The 17,303-nt window shown below is 66.6% G+C and carries 19 protein-coding genes; 10 read left to right on the forward strand and 9 right to left on the reverse strand.

Annotated elements, in window-relative coordinates:
• Nucleotides 1–55 precede the first annotated feature (55 nt).
• The 6 genes from QSJ18_RS05500 to hsaA are packed head-to-tail and all read right to left on the reverse strand — an operon-like array spanning nucleotide 56 to nucleotide 6,027.
• Complete coding sequence (locus tag QSJ18_RS05500; RefSeq protein WP_286325270.1) at nucleotides 56–1,201, reverse strand: sulfotransferase family protein; 1,146 nt, start codon at nucleotides 1,199–1,201, stop codon at nucleotides 56–58.
• Complete coding sequence (locus tag QSJ18_RS05505; RefSeq protein ID WP_286325271.1) at nucleotides 1,194–1,976, reverse strand: SDR family oxidoreductase; 783 nt, start codon at nucleotides 1,974–1,976, stop codon at nucleotides 1,194–1,196. Before QSJ18_RS05505 ends, QSJ18_RS05500 begins: the two co-directional genes overlap by 8 nt.
• Nucleotides 1,973–3,256 (reverse strand): hypothetical protein, encoded by a 1,284-nt coding sequence (locus QSJ18_RS05510; protein WP_286325272.1) that lies wholly within the window; start codon nucleotides 3,254–3,256, stop codon nucleotides 1,973–1,975. The genes QSJ18_RS05505 and QSJ18_RS05510 overlap by 4 nt, the downstream gene beginning before the upstream one ends.
• Nucleotides 3,253–3,843, reverse strand: coding sequence for a 3-hydroxy-9,10-secoandrosta-1,3,5(10)-triene-9,17-dione monooxygenase reductase subunit (gene hsaB / locus QSJ18_RS05515; protein WP_286325273.1), 591 nt, complete (start codon nucleotides 3,841–3,843; stop codon nucleotides 3,253–3,255). The genes QSJ18_RS05510 and hsaB overlap by 4 nt, the downstream gene beginning before the upstream one ends.
• Before the next feature lie 13 nt (nucleotides 3,844–3,856).
• Complete coding sequence (gene hsaC, locus QSJ18_RS05520) at nucleotides 3,857–4,771, reverse strand: iron-dependent extradiol dioxygenase HsaC (protein WP_286325274.1); 915 nt, start codon at nucleotides 4,769–4,771, stop codon at nucleotides 3,857–3,859.
• A 59-nt stretch (nucleotides 4,772–4,830) separates the two neighbouring features.
• On the reverse strand, nucleotides 4,831–6,027 hold the full coding sequence (gene hsaA, locus QSJ18_RS05525; RefSeq protein ID WP_286325275.1) for a 3-hydroxy-9,10-secoandrosta-1,3,5(10)-triene-9,17-dione monooxygenase oxygenase subunit: 1,197 nt from the start codon (nucleotides 6,025–6,027) through the stop codon (nucleotides 4,831–4,833).
• Nucleotides 6,028–6,271: 244 nt separating this feature from the next.
• On the opposite strand from hsaA, the gene QSJ18_RS05530 reads away from it, so the two are divergent.
• The 3 genes from QSJ18_RS05530 (at nucleotide 6,272) to QSJ18_RS05540 (ending at nucleotide 8,561) form a co-directional block, all read left to right on the forward strand.
• Nucleotides 6,272–7,498 (forward strand): Rieske 2Fe-2S domain-containing protein, encoded by a 1,227-nt coding sequence (locus QSJ18_RS05530; RefSeq protein WP_286325276.1) that lies wholly within the window; start codon nucleotides 6,272–6,274, stop codon nucleotides 7,496–7,498.
• A 3-nt stretch (nucleotides 7,499–7,501) separates the two neighbouring features.
• Nucleotides 7,502–7,942 carry a hypothetical protein gene (locus QSJ18_RS05535; protein ID WP_286325277.1) on the forward strand — a complete coding sequence of 147 codons (441 nt, stop codon included), beginning with the start codon at nucleotides 7,502–7,504 and terminating at the stop codon, nucleotides 7,940–7,942.
• 178 nt (nucleotides 7,943–8,120) lie between these two features.
• Nucleotides 8,121–8,561 carry a C40 family peptidase gene (locus tag QSJ18_RS05540; protein WP_286325320.1) on the forward strand — a complete coding sequence of 147 codons (441 nt, stop codon included), beginning with the start codon at nucleotides 8,121–8,123 and terminating at the stop codon, nucleotides 8,559–8,561.
• Here the strand turns inward: QSJ18_RS05540 and QSJ18_RS05545 are convergent.
• Together QSJ18_RS05545 and QSJ18_RS05550 are read right to left on the reverse strand one after the other, a co-directional pair.
• A complete protein-coding gene (locus QSJ18_RS05545; RefSeq protein ID WP_286325278.1) occupies nucleotides 8,536–9,141 on the reverse strand; it encodes a hypothetical protein in 606 nt (201 codons plus the stop codon). The two genes, QSJ18_RS05540 and QSJ18_RS05545, sit on opposite strands and share 26 nt — an antisense overlap.
• Nucleotides 9,138–9,731, reverse strand: coding sequence for a TIGR03086 family metal-binding protein (locus QSJ18_RS05550; RefSeq protein WP_286325279.1), 594 nt, complete (start codon nucleotides 9,729–9,731; stop codon nucleotides 9,138–9,140). Before QSJ18_RS05550 ends, QSJ18_RS05545 begins: the two co-directional genes overlap by 4 nt.
• Before the next feature lie 205 nt (nucleotides 9,732–9,936).
• Between QSJ18_RS05550 and QSJ18_RS05555 the strand changes: the two genes are divergently transcribed.
• On the forward strand, nucleotides 9,937–10,731 hold the full coding sequence (locus QSJ18_RS05555; RefSeq protein ID WP_286325280.1) for a VOC family protein: 795 nt from the start codon (nucleotides 9,937–9,939) through the stop codon (nucleotides 10,729–10,731).
• Here QSJ18_RS05555 and QSJ18_RS05560 read toward each other — a convergent pair.
• The gene (locus tag QSJ18_RS05560) at nucleotides 10,676–11,854 is read right to left on the reverse strand and encodes an SLAC1 family transporter (protein WP_286325281.1); all 1,179 of its coding nucleotides are present in this window, start codon (nucleotides 11,852–11,854) and stop codon (nucleotides 10,676–10,678) included. The genes QSJ18_RS05555 and QSJ18_RS05560 overlap by 56 nt on opposite strands.
• Before the next feature lie 84 nt (nucleotides 11,855–11,938).
• Here QSJ18_RS05560 and QSJ18_RS05565 point away from each other — a divergent pair, with 84 nt between their 5' ends.
• The 6 genes from QSJ18_RS05565 to QSJ18_RS05590 all read left to right on the forward strand — a co-directional run bounded on the left by QSJ18_RS05565 (nucleotide 11,939) and on the right by QSJ18_RS05590 (nucleotide 17,298).
• Nucleotides 11,939–12,856 (forward strand): LysR family transcriptional regulator, encoded by a 918-nt coding sequence (locus QSJ18_RS05565; RefSeq protein WP_286325282.1) that lies wholly within the window; start codon nucleotides 11,939–11,941, stop codon nucleotides 12,854–12,856.
• 46 nt (nucleotides 12,857–12,902) lie between these two features.
• A complete protein-coding gene (locus QSJ18_RS05570; protein WP_286325283.1) occupies nucleotides 12,903–13,694 on the forward strand; it encodes an enoyl-CoA hydratase-related protein in 792 nt (263 codons plus the stop codon).
• On the forward strand, nucleotides 13,691–14,929 hold the full coding sequence (locus QSJ18_RS05575) for an acyl-CoA dehydrogenase family protein (RefSeq protein ID WP_286325284.1): 1,239 nt from the start codon (nucleotides 13,691–13,693) through the stop codon (nucleotides 14,927–14,929). The genes QSJ18_RS05570 and QSJ18_RS05575 overlap by 4 nt, the downstream gene beginning before the upstream one ends.
• Nucleotides 14,926–15,978 carry an acyl-CoA dehydrogenase family protein gene (locus QSJ18_RS05580; protein ID WP_286325285.1) on the forward strand — a complete coding sequence of 351 codons (1,053 nt, stop codon included), beginning with the start codon at nucleotides 14,926–14,928 and terminating at the stop codon, nucleotides 15,976–15,978. Before QSJ18_RS05575 ends, QSJ18_RS05580 begins: the two co-directional genes overlap by 4 nt.
• A gap of 205 nt (nucleotides 15,979–16,183) precedes the next feature.
• Nucleotides 16,184–16,792, forward strand: a complete 609-nt coding sequence (locus QSJ18_RS05585; RefSeq protein ID WP_286325286.1) for a TetR/AcrR family transcriptional regulator — start codon at nucleotides 16,184–16,186, stop codon at nucleotides 16,790–16,792.
• Nucleotides 16,789–17,298 (forward strand): hypothetical protein, encoded by a 510-nt coding sequence (locus tag QSJ18_RS05590; protein ID WP_286325288.1) that lies wholly within the window; start codon nucleotides 16,789–16,791, stop codon nucleotides 17,296–17,298. The genes QSJ18_RS05585 and QSJ18_RS05590 overlap by 4 nt, the downstream gene beginning before the upstream one ends.
• Nucleotides 17,299–17,303 lie beyond the last annotated feature (5 nt).

Consider the following 17,303-nt stretch of genomic DNA (forward strand, 5'->3'; position numbering starts at 1 on the left):
TTCGCCGCCGCGTTTCGAGGCCCTCGACAATCACCCCGGCGCATCGGGGAACGGACTACGTGCCCGCCGCGAAGGCGGCGCGTACCCGGTCGGCGTCGAGCCCGTAGTCGGCGAGCTGATACCTGTGCCGGGGTTGGCGTGCACCGCTCTTCGACTCTTCGTCGAGCGCGGTCACCGCAGCCCGGGCCCGCGCGGTCAGCGGCGCGTCGAGAGCGGCATACACGCGTTCGACGGTCCCCATCGGGTCGCTGCGCAGATCGTCGAAGTCGACGTCGAGGAACTGTGCAGGGTCGTGCCGTGCGCGCGCCGCGGTGAATTCTCGTAAACCCCGTGACCACAATTCGAGCTGCGTGTCACCGATCGTCTCGCCGACGAAGGCCGTCGAATACCCGCGGGTGGCATGTTCGGCCAGGCTGCACATCGAGGCGATGATGGTCTCCGGCGCCCGATGGGTTTGGACGATCAGAGCGTCGGGATACACCGCGAGCAAAGCGTCGAGCGCGAAGAGATGACTCGGATTCTTCAGCACCCAGCGCTTGCCGACGTCGTTGGAACCGATCAGCTGCAGATTGCGACGATGTCGCGCGTAGGCCGGGACCCAGTCCTGTTCGGCCAACCACGACGAATAGCTCGGCACATAGGCCAGCGACTCGTAGCTGATCGACATCACGTTCTGTCGCAACAACTGCCAGCATTCCTCGACCTCGCCCGCATCCATGTAGTGCAACCCCATGAACTCGGGGTCTTCGATGTGATGCTGGGCGAAGGCCGAGCTCAGGTGTGCGAACACGGGATTCTCGGCCCAGGTATCACGTGGCGGGCGTGGTTGCGGAAACTCTGCCAACCACATCTGCAAACCCTGATGATCGGGGTCGGCGGTCAGCAGGCGGTGCAGGGCGGTGGTGCCGGTCCGCGGCAGACCGGTGACGAAGATCGGCCTGGTCACCCCGACATCGGCGTAGCCAGGGTTCGCCTGCCACGATGCCTCGCTGAGCAGCCGGGACACCAGAGCGCCCTTGAGGAAGAAGCGGAACATCTTGCTGCCGAGTTCGGTGAGTTCGGCCTCGGTCGCATAGGAGTCGAGCAGGACGGCCAGTCCCTCGCGATACTGGTCGTCGCCGAAGTCGTCGAGGCCGGTGGCCCGGGTCGCCGACGCGTGCAGGTCATCGACGGTGCCGACGCTGGTCACGCCACTAGTCATGGTATTCACCACAATTCACGTCGAGGGTGTGTCCGGTGACGGCTCGGGCCATCTCCGACGCCAGGAATACGACCACATCGGCGATCTCGTCGGGGGTCGGTAGTCTTTTGAGGTCGGACCGCGCCGCGGTCTGCTCATACACCTGCTCGGGTGTGATGCCGTACTTCTTGGCGACCTCGCCGAAATACCATTGCAGCTGATCGTCCCAGATGTAGCCGGGAGCAACCGAATTGATACGGATACCACGCTCGCCCAGCTCGGTCGCGAGACTCTGCGACATCGCCAGTAGAGCCGATTTCGCGATTTTATAGCTGCCGTACCGGGGTTCGGAGTGCCGGATCACCATCGAGTTGATGTTCACCACCGATCCGGCGTTCTCGGCGAGCGGATCGGTGAACGCCTTGATGACGCGCAGGGTGCCCAGCACGGTGAGTTCCACACTCTGGGTGATCTGAGCGAAATCGGTGCGGGCCAACGGTTTCATCGACGGCACCGCAAATGCGTTGTTGACCACGGTGTCCACCCGGCCGAATTCGGCCAGCGTCGCCGACACGAGGGCGGTCACCGCGTCGTCGTCGGTGATGTCGGTGGGCACCACGAGCGCCCGACCGCCGCCATCCTCGATCTCGCCTGCGATCTGCTTGAGGCGTGACTCGGTGCGCGCGGCGAGCACCACTCTCGCCCCGGCCTCCGCGGCACGCAGACAGATCGACCGGCCGAGTCCAGGACCTACCCCGGAGACCACGACCACCTTGTCCGCCAACAGCGCGCTCATCCAAGCATCCGATCCGCGAAGGATCGCTGGCGCGCCGCGATCCGCTGTGCCCAGCCGGTCTCGTCGATGCGGTTGTGCGCAGCGTAGGGCAGGTGCGTCGGCAGATCATCCAGGTCGATGACCTGCGCGGTCGGCCCCTGGTCGGCGGCGATCGGGGTGTCCACCCGCTGCCAGCGGAACTGCAGGATGCCCTGTCGTCGGCCGGTGGTCTCGATCCAATTGGCGACACCAGGATTACGTGCGGACACCACCATCCGAATCATCCCGTCCGGATCAGCTTGGGCCTGAGCGGTATTCAGGCTCGTCTGGTGGTTGATGTAGTCGAGCGAGATATACCACATGCTGCCCAGTTGGAAACCCTGGTACGGCGCATCGGATTTCGGCACGGTGATCACCATCGCCTCGTTGTCGGCCAACCGGTAGTGCCCGACCGCGGAGTACTGCGTACTCAACCCGCCCGGTGTCAGCCGAGGCGCGGTGAACGTGTTGACCGGTTCGTCCAGGTAGAACCATGTGGGAAAGTTGAACCAGGTGTTGATGCGGCCCAGCAGCATCTTGCCCGCGGTCGCGTAGCGGCGCCGGACCCGTTCCAGCGTCGGTTCCGGTGGAGCCGATCCGACGGTGTCCACACGTTCGATCGCGATCTCACCTTTGTGTGCGTTCCAGTCCGAGTAGACCTCACGCACTGCGAGCATCGAGGCCCCCTCGCCGAGCACGAAGTAGTCGGCACGAGGTTCGTCGAGCGCGGGTCCGAAGGTGATCTCGAAGGATCCGTCGGCGCCGATGGTGATACGCCGATCGTCGAAGGCGTCGTCACCGCCGGGAACATTCGTTGCCGTGTAGTCACCGCGCAGGACCTGAAAGCTCAGATCGGCTGTGGTTCCCCGCTTTCCACGCACCCGGTAGGTGGCACCGGCTTCGACGTCGGCGTGATAATAGAGGGTGTCCGGATTGTCGAGGCCCATCTTGGTGGCGGGCCCCGTCGACGTGACGAAACTCGGATGGCTGATCGACCGGGCACGTCCGAGCTGGATGATCGCCGCGATACTCCCGGCGAGGTAGTCGAACCCTTCCGCGAGATCCTGCTCGGTCTCGGCGAAGTCGGCGGCGGCGATGAGCCGTTCGGCTTCTGCGATCGCCTCGGTCAGCGGCCGTGTCACCCCCTCGCCGACGTCGCTGTCACGATCTGCGGCCTGCGGTTCTGTGCCGGACAGTTCTGTGCCGGACAGTTCGGTGCCGGACAGTTCGGTGCCGGACAGGTTGGGGGGTGTCGCGGTCATAGCCAGGTATCGCCTCCGGTCCAGGTGAGGAAATTCTCGAGTTCGGCCTGTGCGGGCGTCACCCGAGGATGTTCGGTGGACAGGTAGCCGCCGCGGTAGAACAGCAGGGGCTTGTCCTGCAGCACGTCACCGAGGGTGCGTGCCCGACCGATCACGATGTAGTGGTCGCCGCCGTCGGTGACCCGCTCGATGTCGCATTCGACCCAGGTCAGCGAGTGTCGGATGACCGGCAGACCGGCCGGCGACGGGTCCCAGTCGATGTGGGCGAACTTGTCCTCACCCGGCGCACCGAAGGTCGCGCTGACCTGCTGCTGGCGGTTGGAGAGCACGTTCACGCAGAACTTGCCGGTCTCCTCGATGACCTTCCAGCTGCGCGAGGTCTTCTGCGGGCAGAAGATCACCAGCGGCGGATCAAGGGACAGCGCCGCGAACGACTGGCATGCGAAACCCGCAGGCGCACCGTCGGCGTCGACGGTGGTGATGACGGTGACACCCGTGCAGAACTGCCCCATCGCGGTGCGGAACTGCCGGCTGTCGAAGTCTGCGGTGCCGTAGGGGCTGTGCGTCGAGCCCAGGGTGTCCGTCATGACCTCGTCCTCCTCAGCTCTTGAAGCCCACGGTGAAGTCGTGGCCCCACAGACTGACCGCGGTCGATTCGCGCGCCACCCACTTGTCGTCGTCGACCTCGCGTCCCTCGCAGCCGAATTCGACGTCGAAGCCGCCCGGCGTCTTCATGTAGAAGGACAGCATCAGGTCGTTCACATGACGTCCCAGCGACGCCGACATCTTGACCTTGCGACGCAGTGCGCGGTCGAGGCAGAGCCCGACGTCGTCGGAGTTCTCCACCTCCAGCATCAGATGCACGATGCCCGTGCTGTTGGGGATCGGCAGGAACGCCAGCGAATGATGGCGCGGGTTACAGCCGAGGAACCGCAGCCAGGGCGACTCGTCGCCCTCCTCACGACCGACGGCCTGCGGGGGCAGCCGCATCGAGTCGCGCAGCTTGAAACCGAGGACGTCACGATAGAACTCGAGCGCGGCCTTGTCGTCGTCGCAGGTGAGGACGACATGGCCCAGCCCCTGCTCCTCGGTGACGAAGCGATGCCCGTAGGGGCTGACGATGCGCCGATGCTCCAGCGCGACACCGTGGAAGACTTCCAAGGTGTTACCCGCCGGGTCGTCGAAGACGATCATCTCGACGACCCGACGATCCGCCAGTTCCTCGTCCTTACCCTCACGGAAGACCACCCCCGCGACCGCCAGCCGGTCGCGGACATCCTGCAGCGCTTCTGCATTCGCACATTCCCAGCCCGACGACGACAACCGGTCATGTTCACCCGGAACGATCACCAGTCGAGCGGGGAAGTCGTCCATGCGGAAGTACAGCGCGCCTTCGGTGGCTCCCTTCCCCTCGATGAGACCGAGCACTTTGAGCCCGTACTCGCGCCATGCGGCGATATCGGTTGCCTCGATCCGCATGTAGCCCAGCGAGGTGATCGGACACTGGTCACTCATCTTGATGACTCCTGTTGTGGCTGTGTATCTCTGGAGGGGAAGGGCCCGCGCGACGGGTGTCACACCATGGTGTCGCCGATGGGGATGCCGAACTCGCCGTTACCGAAGGCCACGTAGGCGCGTTCGGGATCGTTGGCGGCGTGCACCCGGCCGGCGTGTGCGTCGCGCCAGAACCGCTGGATCGGGGTGTCGATGTTCAGCGCACCGGCTCCCGAGTTCTCGAAGAGGCTGTCGATCGAGGCGATCGACCGTGCGGTCGCACGCACCTGGTCGCGGCGGGCGGCCAGGCGCAACTCCATCGGGATCTCCTCGCCGGCCAGGATCAGGTCGTACTCGGCCTGCAGATTGCCCGACACCTGACGCCACGCGGCGTCGATGTCGCTGGCCGCGCCCGCGATCCGCACCTTGGCGAAGGGATCGTCCTTCGACTTCTCGCCGGCGTAGGCGGCGCGCACGCGCTTGCCCTGATGTTCGACGTGCGCGTGATAGGCGCCGTAGGCCATCCCGATGATCGGGGTGGAGATCGTGCTGGGATGGATTGTTCCCCAAGGCATCTTGTAGACCGGTGCAGTGTTGCGCTCCAACCCCGGGCTGCGGTACTCGGCCATGGTCCGCATGCTCAGCACCCGATGGCTGGGCACGAAGGCATCCTTGACCTCGATGGTGTTGGATCCGGTGCCCTTGAGGCCGACGACGTTCCAGACGTCTTTAATCTTGTAGTCCTCACGCGGCAGCAGGAAGCTGACGAAGTCGACGGGCTTGCCCCGCTTGAACACCGGGCCACCGACGAAGGTCCAGTCGGCGATGTCGCAGCCGGAGGAGAAGGCCCAGTTGCCGTTCACCTTGTAGCCGCCGTCCACGACCTCACCCATGCCCATCGGAGCGTACGAGGAGGAGATACGAACGTTGGTGTCCTTGCCCCAGACCTCGTCCTGCGCCTGCTGGTCGAAGAGGGCGAGGTGCCAGTTGTGCACGCCGATGATGCCGGCCACCCAGCCGGTCGAGCCGCAGGCGGTCGCGAGCCGACGAACCGCCTCGTAGAAGGTCACCGGATCGGCCTGGAGTCCACCCCACTGCTCGGGCTGCAGCAGCTTGAAGAAGCCGGCGCCTTCAAGGCTGGACACGGTCTCGTCGGGAATGCGACGCAGATCCTCGGTCTGCTGCGCGCGCTGTTCGATCTCGGGCAGCAGCGCGTTGATCTTCTCCAAAACCTGCTCAGCGGCTTCGCTGCGCTGATTGCCGTTCTGTGCTGGCATTCACCCGCTCCTACTCGTTCATCGGCGGCCACGGTGGCCGCCCTGATTCGACGTCTGGTCTGAGATTAGAACACGTTCTATTTTTTGTCGAGCAGCGGGACTTTAGGCCCGCATGCTGCCCCAACCTTGCGTCCGACCACCGAAACAGCCACCATTATTGGAACGTGTTCTAGTATGGGCACATGCGACGCGGTCTGGAACCGGGATCGCGAGATCACGTCATCGACATGACAAGGAGACGCGGATGTCCCCGACACCCGACACGACCACCCGCTCGGCAGCCCCCGCCGGTGAACCCGCCGTGCGCGAGATCGACACCGGGACGCCACCCACCCGTTTCGCCCGCGGTTGGCACTGCCTCGGCCTACTCGGGGAGTACGAGGACGGCAAACCGCATTCGGTACAGGTATTCGGCACCAAACTCGTCGTCTGGACCACCCGTGACGACGCAGGCGATATCTCGGTGAATGCCCTCGACGCGTACTGCCGCCACATGGGCGGAGATCTCTCGCAGGGCAGTATCAAGGAGGACGGCAACGTCGCCTGCCCGTTCCACGGCTGGCTGTGGAAGGGTAACGGCCGCTGCGCCGGTGTCCCTTACGCCAAGCGCAATCCCAAGCTGGCCAAAACCCGATCCTGGCCGACGATGGTGCGCAACGGCCAGATCTTCGTCTACAACGATCCCGAGGGGAATCCGCCGCCCGAGGAGTGCATCATCCCGGAGCTGGATGAGGTCGGGTCGTCGGAGTGGACCAACTGGACGTGGAACACGCTGGTCATCGAGGGCTCCAACTGCCGCGAGATCATCGACAACGTCGTGGATATGGCGCACTTCTACTACGTGCACTTCGCCTTGCCGGACTTCTTCAAGAACGTCTTCGAGGGTGAAACCGCAGCGCAGTACATGAATTCACACGGTCGGCCGGATGTCACGTTGGGCACCAACTACGGCGATAGCCGGCTCGAATCGATCGCCGCGTACTACGGACCGTCCTACATGTTGAACCCGATGGTGCAGTACTACGGCGGTTTCGCGATCGAGACGATCCTGACCAACTGCCACTACCCCATCGACGAGAACTCCTTCGTCCTCATGTTCGGTGTGATGGCGAAGATCCCCGAAGGACTCACCGCCACCCAGGCCGAGAAGATGGTCAAGAAGATCACCGAGGGCATCGAGGTCGGGTTCCTGCAGGACGTCGAGATCTGGAAGCACAAGACCCGCATCGACAACCCGCTGCTGGTCGAGGAGGACGGGCCGGTCTACCAGTTGCGTCGCTGGTATGAGCAGTTCTACGTCGACAAGGCCGAGGTCACCGACGAGATGACCCAGCGTTTCGAGTACGAGATCGACACCGCGAAGGCGCTGGAGAGCTGGGGTGTGGAGATCCAGGAGAACCTGCGGCTGCAAGAAGAGGCCAAGGCGACCGCGGATGCCGCCGCCGACTCCTCGGAGAAGGCCGAGGTCTAGGCCATGACCAGCGCGGTCGACGAACCCGTGACGACGGCCGGACCCGACGACACCTCGTCGGGTCCGGCCCGCGGGCACGCGGCGAGTCAGTCCGGCTGGGCCAAGGCCCCCGATTTCAGCACGGACCCGCAGCGTCTGGCGGCCGTCCACGCGGCGACCGCCCGCGATCGCGAGCATTATCTGCGCGGCGGGATGACCGAGATCGAATGCCGGGCCTGCCATGCCTGCGTCCTGGTCAAGAAGACCAGCCCGTTCCACACCAGCGTTCAGTGGAACGGTGACGCCCGCGCGCGCTGCAACGAACTCGAACGCATCCGGACCGAGGGCGGCAACACCGCGATGATGCCGACCTGCCCGCGGCTGTCGGCGAGTATCGACCACGGTGTCGCCGAGGGCATCATTCCGGCGCAGTCGCCGGTCACCGACCCCGACGGCTACTGGTGACCGGAGAGGTCACAGCTTAGTCACACCTCTACCACTACTTGAGACTCGCGCACCAAGTTCGATCAGGCTGGAGCGCGTGACCATCCTGCGAAATTCGGTTCGACGCACTTCGGTGGCGCTGACCTGCGCCGCAGTACTGACCATCGGTTCGTCACTCATCGTCGGCGCACCCCCGGCCATGGCCGACACCGGGTCGTCGGGAACCTCCGGCAGCGGATCGTCGGGGTCCTCGGGCTCGGTGGAGATCTTCCTACCCGTACCGACACCGGCCGGTATGCAGGCACTGTCCGCGGCGATGACCCAGATCGGCAAGCCCTATCAATGGGGTGGCATCGGTCCGAATTCCTGGGACTGTTCCGGGCTGGTGCGCTGGGCGTTCGCCACCGCCGGTATCCGGCTACCCCGGACCAGCCAGCAGCAGGCTCTCGTCGGCCATGCGATCCCGGCGCGGGCGCTGGCCCCGGGTGACGCGATCGTCTTCTACCGGAATGCCAGCCACATCGGCATCTACGCCGGCTTCGGCCAGGTCTTCAACGCTTACGGCCCCAACGGCGTGCCGATCGGTTTCACCCCGCTCGACAAGATGCCACCCATCAAGACGGTCCGTCGGTTCGGCTGATCGTCGGATTCGCCTGGACACCATCAGGCCCCTCCCCCACACGACGGCCTGCGGCACCCCTCCCGACGGTCCATGTCGTGACGAGCCAGAACGCGACGACAGCAAGCAGGACACCGGCCACGCCGACCACGCCGACCAGCCCGTATCCGGGCTGGATATCCGGCAGGTCGAGGTCGAGCGCCTGGGTGAGACGGTCGGAGAACAAGTGTGCGGCCGGATCACGCACGGTTCGGATCCCGACCACCAGTGCGGTCACCGCTCCGATCCCGATCACCGCCATGGCCACCGGCCGCGCTGGTCGCTTCCACCATCCGACGAGCGCCGCGGCAGCGATGGCCGAGCCGGCGACCACGACGACCAGTCCGGGCCGGCGCGTCTGGCCGTCGAAGAAGTAGTCGACATCCTCGTCGGTGGCACCGGGCACCGAGACCCGGCCCAGGCCCGTGATCGACGGCCGCACCCCCTCGTCGGAGACGCCCCACCGGACCTGGGCGAATGCGACCAGGAGAAGGCCCGACACGAAGGCTACCGGCCACACCAGGGCGATAAGCCGGGCGAGAACCTCGGGTCGTTGGGTCATTCCTCCAGCGTGCCATGCGGCCAGAACGGATCCCGCCCGGCCAGTCCGGCCAGCCGATCCATCAGCGGCGCATCCTCGGGAACATCCACCACCGGGCCGAACATGCCCTCCCGCTCTTCCTGCGGACGAGGCGGATGGTGAAAGTCGAAGACGGTCTTGGCGATGGCGCCGTCGATCTCGTACTCCGCGCCGATCGCGCGCGCGAGATCCCAGCCGTGCAGCACCACCTCGCTCAGCGCGATGGTGCCCAGGATCTGGGCCGGAGCGTCGACGCCGCCCGCCCTGGTCATACCCTCCCAGGAGGCGTCGTCATCCCAGGCGCGGACGAGCGCGCGCAGCTCGCCGACGATGGCGGGCCGCCAGGGATCGGGCAGATCGTAGGCGGCCGGGTCCGGCGGGGTGTCGGTCAGCGGACCGAATTCCTTGCGTCCGGCCGCGGCGAACGCCTGCGACAACCCGACGACGTGCCCGAGTAGCCCGGCGACATCGACCCCGGCACAGGGGGTTGGCCGGATGAGCATGTCGTCGGTGACCTTGGCGGTGATGTCGATCAGGGTGGCGGCGGCGGTGTCTAGCTGAGCGTCGGACATGGCAGCACCTTCTCGCAATCGGGGGTTGGTTCCCGGGTGTAGACCAACGATGCGGAAAAGATTCATCGATTTTCCGCCGAATCACGCGATTGCCGATGAATTTCGGCGACGCTCGAGGTCTGACCCGCTGAGTTCACCGTGTCCCAATTCCCCATGTCTCAAATCCCCCATGTCCCAATCCCCATGACCCGAGAGGACCAATGTCATGTCCGAGTATTCCGCCCCGGTCGGCGCACCCATCTGGTTCGACCTGATGAGCAGCGATCCCGACAAGGCAGCCGAGTTCTACGGCGCGATCTTCGGCTGGGAGGCCGAGGAACCGCGCGCCGAGTTCGGCGGCTATCGCAATTTCGCCAAGAACGGGAAACGGGTTGCCGGACTGATGCAGGCGATGCCCGACGCCGGTCCGCCGAACGTCTGGTCGGTGTATCTGCACACCGACGACCCGCAGGCGACCGTCACCGCCGTCGAGGCGGCCGGCGGCAGCATCATGGTGCCGCCGATGGACGTCGGCGAAGAGGGCACCATGGTGGTCGCCGTCGACACGGCAGGCGCGGTGATCGGATTCTGGAAGCCGGGCAACCACCACGGCTATCAGGAGGTCGGCGAACACGGCACGCCCTATTGGTTCGAATGTCATTCCAAGGACTACGCGAAGTCACTGGACTTCTATCGGTCGGTGCTCGGCGCACGCATCGAGGAGGTCGGCACCGGCGGTGACCCGAATGCGGTCGGCCCCGATGCGTACGGCCAGGTGTTCATCGGAGATATGTCGTATTCGGGGATCATGGATGCCGCGAAGCTGCACCCCGCCGACGTCCCGTCCTTCTGGCAGATCTACATCACCGTCGACGATGTCGCCGCGACCGTCGCCCAGGTCGCCGAACTCGGTGGCACCGTGCTGATGGCGGGCGAGGACACCCCGTACGGAACGTTGGCCGCGGTCACCGATCCGCTGGGAGCAGTCTTCTGTCTGGGACATCCGCCGGCCGGTATGTGATCACCGGGGTCGGCGGAACGCACAGCCCGCCGCCGACCACCCCGTGCAGGCTGCGGGCCGCGACGGTAGCCCAGGCGAGTACCAGCACGCCGAAGGCGACGACCGCGACGCCGGTGAACGCCTGCCACCCGGTGGCGTCGGCGAGGGCGACCGAACCGGTGACGAAGGTACCCAGCGGGAAGGTGAACGACCACCAGGACAGCGTGAAGGCCAGACCGGCACGCGCGGTCCTGGTGGTCAGGCGCACGACGATGACGATCCAGAGCGCCGCCGCCACCCATACCGCCAGGCCGAAGCCGACGCCGAAGCCGTGGCACACGGCGGCGAGGCGATTGTCGAGAACCAGTCCGGCGCTGCGTCCCAGCAGGACCACCGCGGTGACCGACTGGCCGAGCGGGCCGAGGACGATCCACCAGGTAGGAACCATCGTCGACTCGCCGAAGCCATTGGTACGCAACCGAACCCACAGTGCCGCGAGTACCGGGGCCACCGCAACCACGGCGACGGCGAACATCGCGTATCCGACTCCGAGCACGATTCGACGCACGACGTCGCATCCCAGTTCCCCGACGAGCACGGCTGCCGCGGACGCCGCAACCATCGGCGGCACCACCGGCATCAGCCAGCCACCGAAGGCCTGAGCCCGCGGACGGCGGCGCGCCGTGATCGCCGACAACAGGCCGAGGACCGAACCGGCGATCCAGCACACGACGCCGACCCGAAGTGCCCACCGCTCGCCGATCACCGGCATCCCCGCCACCATCGTGGCGGTCCCGACGGTCAGCACCGCCATCGGCACCGCACCGTAGAAATGTGCGGTCACCGCATGACGGTGGTGGGCCCGCGCCAACGCCGGGTGACGCACCCAATGGGCGAGCGTCGCCGCCACCACCACGGCGAACAGCACACAGGTCAGCAGCCAGAACACCTCGGCGACAGCCGCGAGAACAGACGTGGTCCGGAGCATCAATCCATGGCAGGCGATGGCGACGACGCCGGTCCCCATCACGGCCGCAAACCAGTTCGGCGGTACGTGCGCGAGCCGCGACGACGGCACCGCGCCGCCGCCAGGACGCGCCGACCGGGCCATCGTGGTCGGGTCGGCAAAGCTGATACTGGTCATGCGTCAACCGTGCCCGCCACCCGATCTCGCCGGTAGAGGGCACAATCTTGCAAGGGCTACAACCAGGGGTTGTAACCTGGATTGATGGTGCTGAGCCCGCGCATGCCCGACCTGATGTCGCTGGAGACCCTGGCTGCCGTGGTCACCACCGGCAGCCTCAATGCCGCCGCGACCGAGCTCGGACTCTCCCAGCAGGCGGTATCCGCACGAATGCGTGCACTGGAGAAGCAGCTCGGCGTCGCGCTGCTCGCGCGTTCCCCGCGGGGTAGCACGCCGACACCGACCGGAACGCTCGTCGCCGAATGGGCCGACCGCTTGCTGACGATGGCCGGCGAATTCGATGCCGGACTCGCCGCACTGCGTCAGGAACGTCGGGACGAATTGCGGCTGGCCGCGAGCCTGACGATCGCCGAACATCTGCTGCCGCGGTGGCTGGTCACCTTCGCCGCGCAAACCAGCCCCAGCCCACAGGTGTCCTTCCGTGCGACGAACTCCAATCAGGTGTGTGCGCTGGTCCGCGATGGCGATGCCGAACTCGGCTTCGTTGAGGGACCGCGGGTCGCCCCCGGCCTACGCAGCCGCGTCGTCGCGCACGACCGGCTGATTCTGGTGGTACCGCGCGAGCACCCATGGGCCCGCCGACGACGGCCGGTCGACGCCGCCGAACTCGCCCGCACCCCCCTGGTGACCCGCGAAACCGGTTCGGGTACAAGAGACTTCCTCGACAGCGCTCTCACCGGGACACTCGGCCCCGATCGGTCGCGGCCCGCCCCGGTGCTGGCGATGTCGACGACGGCCGCGGTGCGCGCCGCCGTGATCGCGGGCGCGGGCCCCGCGGTACTCAGCGACCTGTCCGTGGCCGACGATCTCGGCCACCGCCTGGTCGCCGTCGAGATCGACGGACTCGATCTCCGGCGGTCGTTGCGGGCGGTCTGGCTGTCCGGTACCGAGCCCGGCGCCGGGGCGGCCCGCGAGTTCCTGGCACACATCGTCCGCAGATGACACTCTTCGACCGCGGCCGGGAGAACTGTCTGGATACGATGCCGAGATGAGCTCGGACACGACTGGACCCGACCACGTCCTCACCTCCTTCGTCGACGGCGTCGCCCGGCTGACGTTGAACAACCCGAGGCGCAAGAACGCCATCGACCTGGCGATGGCCGAGCAGATCGGCACCTTCTGCGATCGCGTGGAGTCCGACCATGCCATCGGCGCGGCCGTCATCGACGCGACCGGACCGTACTTCTGCAGCGGCGGCGACACGCGCGACCTGGCCGCATCCTCCGACGACCCGGCCTCTCCGGAGGCGGTGAGCCGCACCTCGGCGGTCTACAGCGCATTCGTGCGGATCGGCACCCTCCCGGTCCCGACCATCTCGGTTGTCATCGGTGGCGCCGTCGGTGCGGGCCTGAATCTGGCGCTGGCCACCGACATCCTCATCACCACCCCCGATGCCGTTCTCGACAGCGGATTCTCGGCACGCAGCATCCATCCCGGCGGGGGCCATCTGTCGTTGCTCGGTCGCGCGGCCGGATGGTCGGACACCATCGCGATGGCGGTGTGCGGCGCCACGGTGACCGGCGCCGAAGCGCTCGCACGTGGGATCGCCTACGCCGCGGTGGACGAGGGCGAGATCACCGCCACCGTCGACGGCCTAACCGGACCAGCCGCCCGCGACCCGGAACTCACCCGGCGAATCATGGCCAGCGCCCGACTCGAGCTCGGCCCACCGGCGGTGAGCTGGTCGTCCGCACTGGAGATCGAGCGCGGCGTACAGATGTGGTCGATGTCCCGAAAGGGTAAGCAGGCGTGGTCATCCCGCGGACCACAGCACTCGTGAGCACACCCGGGCAACCAACCACGGACCTCGACACGCTCCGGGCCGACGTTCGCGCATTCCTGCGGGCGGAGATCGCCGCCGGGACCTTCAGTCCCGCTTCCGACAGTTGGATGACGGGTTTCGACCCGGCCTTCAGCGCGGCGCTCGCTGCCCGCGGATGGGTCGGGATGACCATCCCCACCGAGTACGGCGGCCACGGCCGCACCGCCGTCGAACGGTTCGTCGTCACCGAAGAACTGCTGGCGCACGGTGCGCCGGTGGCCGCGCATTGGATCGCCGACCGCCAGATGGCGCCGAGCATCCTCGTCCACGGATCGGACACCCAACGGCGCCGGCATCTTCCCCGGATCGCCTCCGGCCGATCGGTTTTCGCCATCGGGATGAGTGAACCCGACGCGGGATCGGATCTCGCCTCGGTGCGCACCCGGGCCACCGAATCCGATGGCCACTGGATCCTGTCAGGTACCAAGGTCTGGACGACCGGCGCCCATGTGGCGAATGCGATGGTCCTGCTCGCCCGCACCGACGGCCGTCCCGAGGACCGTCAGCAGGGTCTGTCCCAATTGCTCATCGAGTTGCCCCATCCCGATGTCGAGATCCGGCCGCTGACGAGTATCGACGGTCAGCAGCATTTCAACGAGGTCGTCTTCCACGACGCCGCAGTCCCCGCCGACGCCCTGTTGGGCAGGCGCGGTGATGGCTGGGCCCAGGTGATGGGTGAGCTTGCCTTCGAAAGGTCGGGCCCCGAACGCTATCTGTCCACCATGCCGCTGTTGCGCGCGTGGACCGACCAGCTACGCCACAGTGGCGCCGACGCATATGAACGCGAGGTCGCGGGCAGGTTGACCGCCCGCGCATGGGCGTTACGCCAGATGTCGCTGAGGGTGGCGACCGAGTTGTCCACCGGGTCGAACCCGACAGGAGGCACCGGGTCGAACCCGACAGGAGGCACCGGGTCGAACCCGACAGGAGGCACCGGGTCGAACCCGACAGGAGGCACCGGGTCGAACCCGACGGTACTCGCCGCGATGGTCAAGGACCTCGGCGCGCAGTTCGAGGTCGATGTGGTGGAGGCGATCCGCGCGTCGACCACAGTGGGGCCCCGACGCGACGGTGGCGATGCCTTCGCCCGCATGCTGGCCCAAAGTCTTTTGCACACACCGGTATTCACCCTGCGCGGTGGAACCACCGAGATCCTGCGCGGGATCATCGCCCGCGGATTGGGGTTGCGATGATCCACCCGACCGACCTCACCGACGATCTACGCGCCACCCTCACCTCGATGATCGACCGCATCGGCATCGACACCGCCACCCCACCGGCCGGGACCGATGACCACCTGTGGGACCTGCTCGTGGAGGCCGGTTTCACCGCGCTGGATTGTCCGGCCGACTGTGGTGGCGGCGGTGCGACGACCGCCGACGCCCTGACCGTGCTGTCGGCACTCGCGGGCGCGGGGGCGATCACGCCGATGCTCGAACACGGCGTGCTGGCGACCTGGCTGGCGGGGCAGACAGGGTTCTCGCTGGTCGGCCGCACCGCGACGGTGGCTGTCGCCGATACCGGCTGGTCGGTGGGACGGGTCGGCGATGAGGTCGTCCTGACCGGTACAGCCTCCGAGGTGACCCGCCATCCGCGGACCGACACCGTCGTCGTGCTGGCCCCCGCATCCGCCCCCGTCAGGCCGGCCGCTGTCGCGGTCATCGCTCTCGACGCGGCCGGTCTCGCATACACCGCGGGCACCGACCTGAGCGGGGTCCCGGTCGGCACACTCACCATGGCGACGGCTCCGGTCGTCAGCTACGCGGAGAATGGGCCCACCACAACGGAATTCCTCGTCCGCGCCGCATTGGCCGAGTCGGTCGTGCTGGCCGCCGGCGCCCGTGCGGTCTGCGATCAGACCGTTGCCTATGCATCGACCCGAGAACAGTTCGGCCGGCCGTTGGCGGGATTCCAGGCGATCGCACACCGGCTCGCAGAACTGGCGGAGCTGACCGCACTCATGGAGACCGCCGTGGCCACCGCAACCCACCCGGACGCCGACCCGACGACCATCGTCGCTACCAAGACGGTCTGCTCGATGTATGCCCACGACGTCGCAGCGGCGGCTCATCAGATCCACGGTGCGATCGGATTCACCGGCGAACATCGGCTCGGCCGATTCACCACCGCCCTGTGGACCCACCGAGATCGCCACGGCTCCGACCGCGCATGGGCACGCACACTGGGCGACCGCATTCTCGCCGGTGCCGACGTCTGGGAGTTGGTCACCGCCCGCACATGACACCGCCCGCACATGACACCGCCCGCACATGACACCGCCCGCACGGTGGTTGCGTGCCATCCCGCTGGGTAGACATCTCCGTCGACGGACCTCGGCCGCGATGATGTGATGGCCGCAATCACACGATTATTTGGTTGAGACCCTTGTCACATCCCGCTCAACCAACCTACTGTTCATTTAGAAGGTTGAACGGAGAAGAACGCCAGTGACGGAGAACCGGCCCTATGCCACGCTGCTCGCCAAGGGGGAAGAGCGCCGACAGCTCATCCTGGACCTGGCCGGCCGCCGTCTGGTCCGACAGGGTTGGCGCAATACCACCCTCGCCCAGATCGCCGCGGACGCCGGTGTCAGCCCGGCCGGGATCCTCCATCACTTCGACTCCAAAGAACATCTGCTACACGCGGTCATCGACGCCCGTGACCACGCGGATCTGGCCGAGGCCGACCTCAACGGCGACCTACTGGTCCAAATCCGTCGCGTCGCCGAGCGTATCCAGCGGTCCCCAGAGCTGGTCGGCGTCTTCACCGTCCTGCTCGTCGAGAATCTGTCGGTGGATGCACCGTTGCACGACCGATTGGTGCAACGCTGGCGGACCGCCGTCGACATCGTCGCCGAAGTCATTCAGGCCAATCAGCAGATCGGCGTCTATCGCGCCGATCTGGACGCCTATGTCACCGCGACCGAGATCGTCGCCTTCATCAACGGCGTGGAGATGTCCTGGCTACTCGACCCGGAGATCCCGTTGACCGAGGTCTTCGAGTCCTACGTACGCAAACTCGAGAACGACATGGTGATCCAGGGGGAAGAGAAATGAGATACCGACTCGACGTCATCGGCGACAACGTCACCGACCTCGTCTCCAGTGCAGGCGGATGGATCTACGACCGGCAGGCCGCGGGTTGGGACGTCAACGTCGTGCTGCCCGAGGGCGCGGACCTGCGACCGCTACGCATCCTCGGTGCGCGCGCACAGACCATCGACGCGCTCGGACGCGGCCTCCGCGGCCTCGGCCCACGACCCAACGCCCTCGCCACCTCGGTAACCCTGTGCGCGACCGACCCGTGGGTGTCGGCGCAGATCGCACAGGCCATGCAAGAGGGCACCACCGAGATCACCCTGTGGGGAGACCAATGGCCGAGCAGTATCGTCGGCCCGCGTGGCCCGGTGTCTCATCGGTTGAGCGTTGCCGGCCGTGCATTCAAGGCCCAGGCCCTGGCCGCAGTCGGTGAGTCCCCACTGACAGTGGGCAAATGCGAGGTCTTCCGCACCGCCTCGACAGCACCGTCGTGGGTGGGCGCGGATCTGATCCCGGCCGGCTGAGGGCA

Origin of the sequence: Gordonia heveisoli (assembly GCF_030315745.1) — a bacterium.
Taxonomy (GTDB): domain Bacteria; phylum Actinomycetota; class Actinomycetes; order Mycobacteriales; family Mycobacteriaceae; genus Gordonia.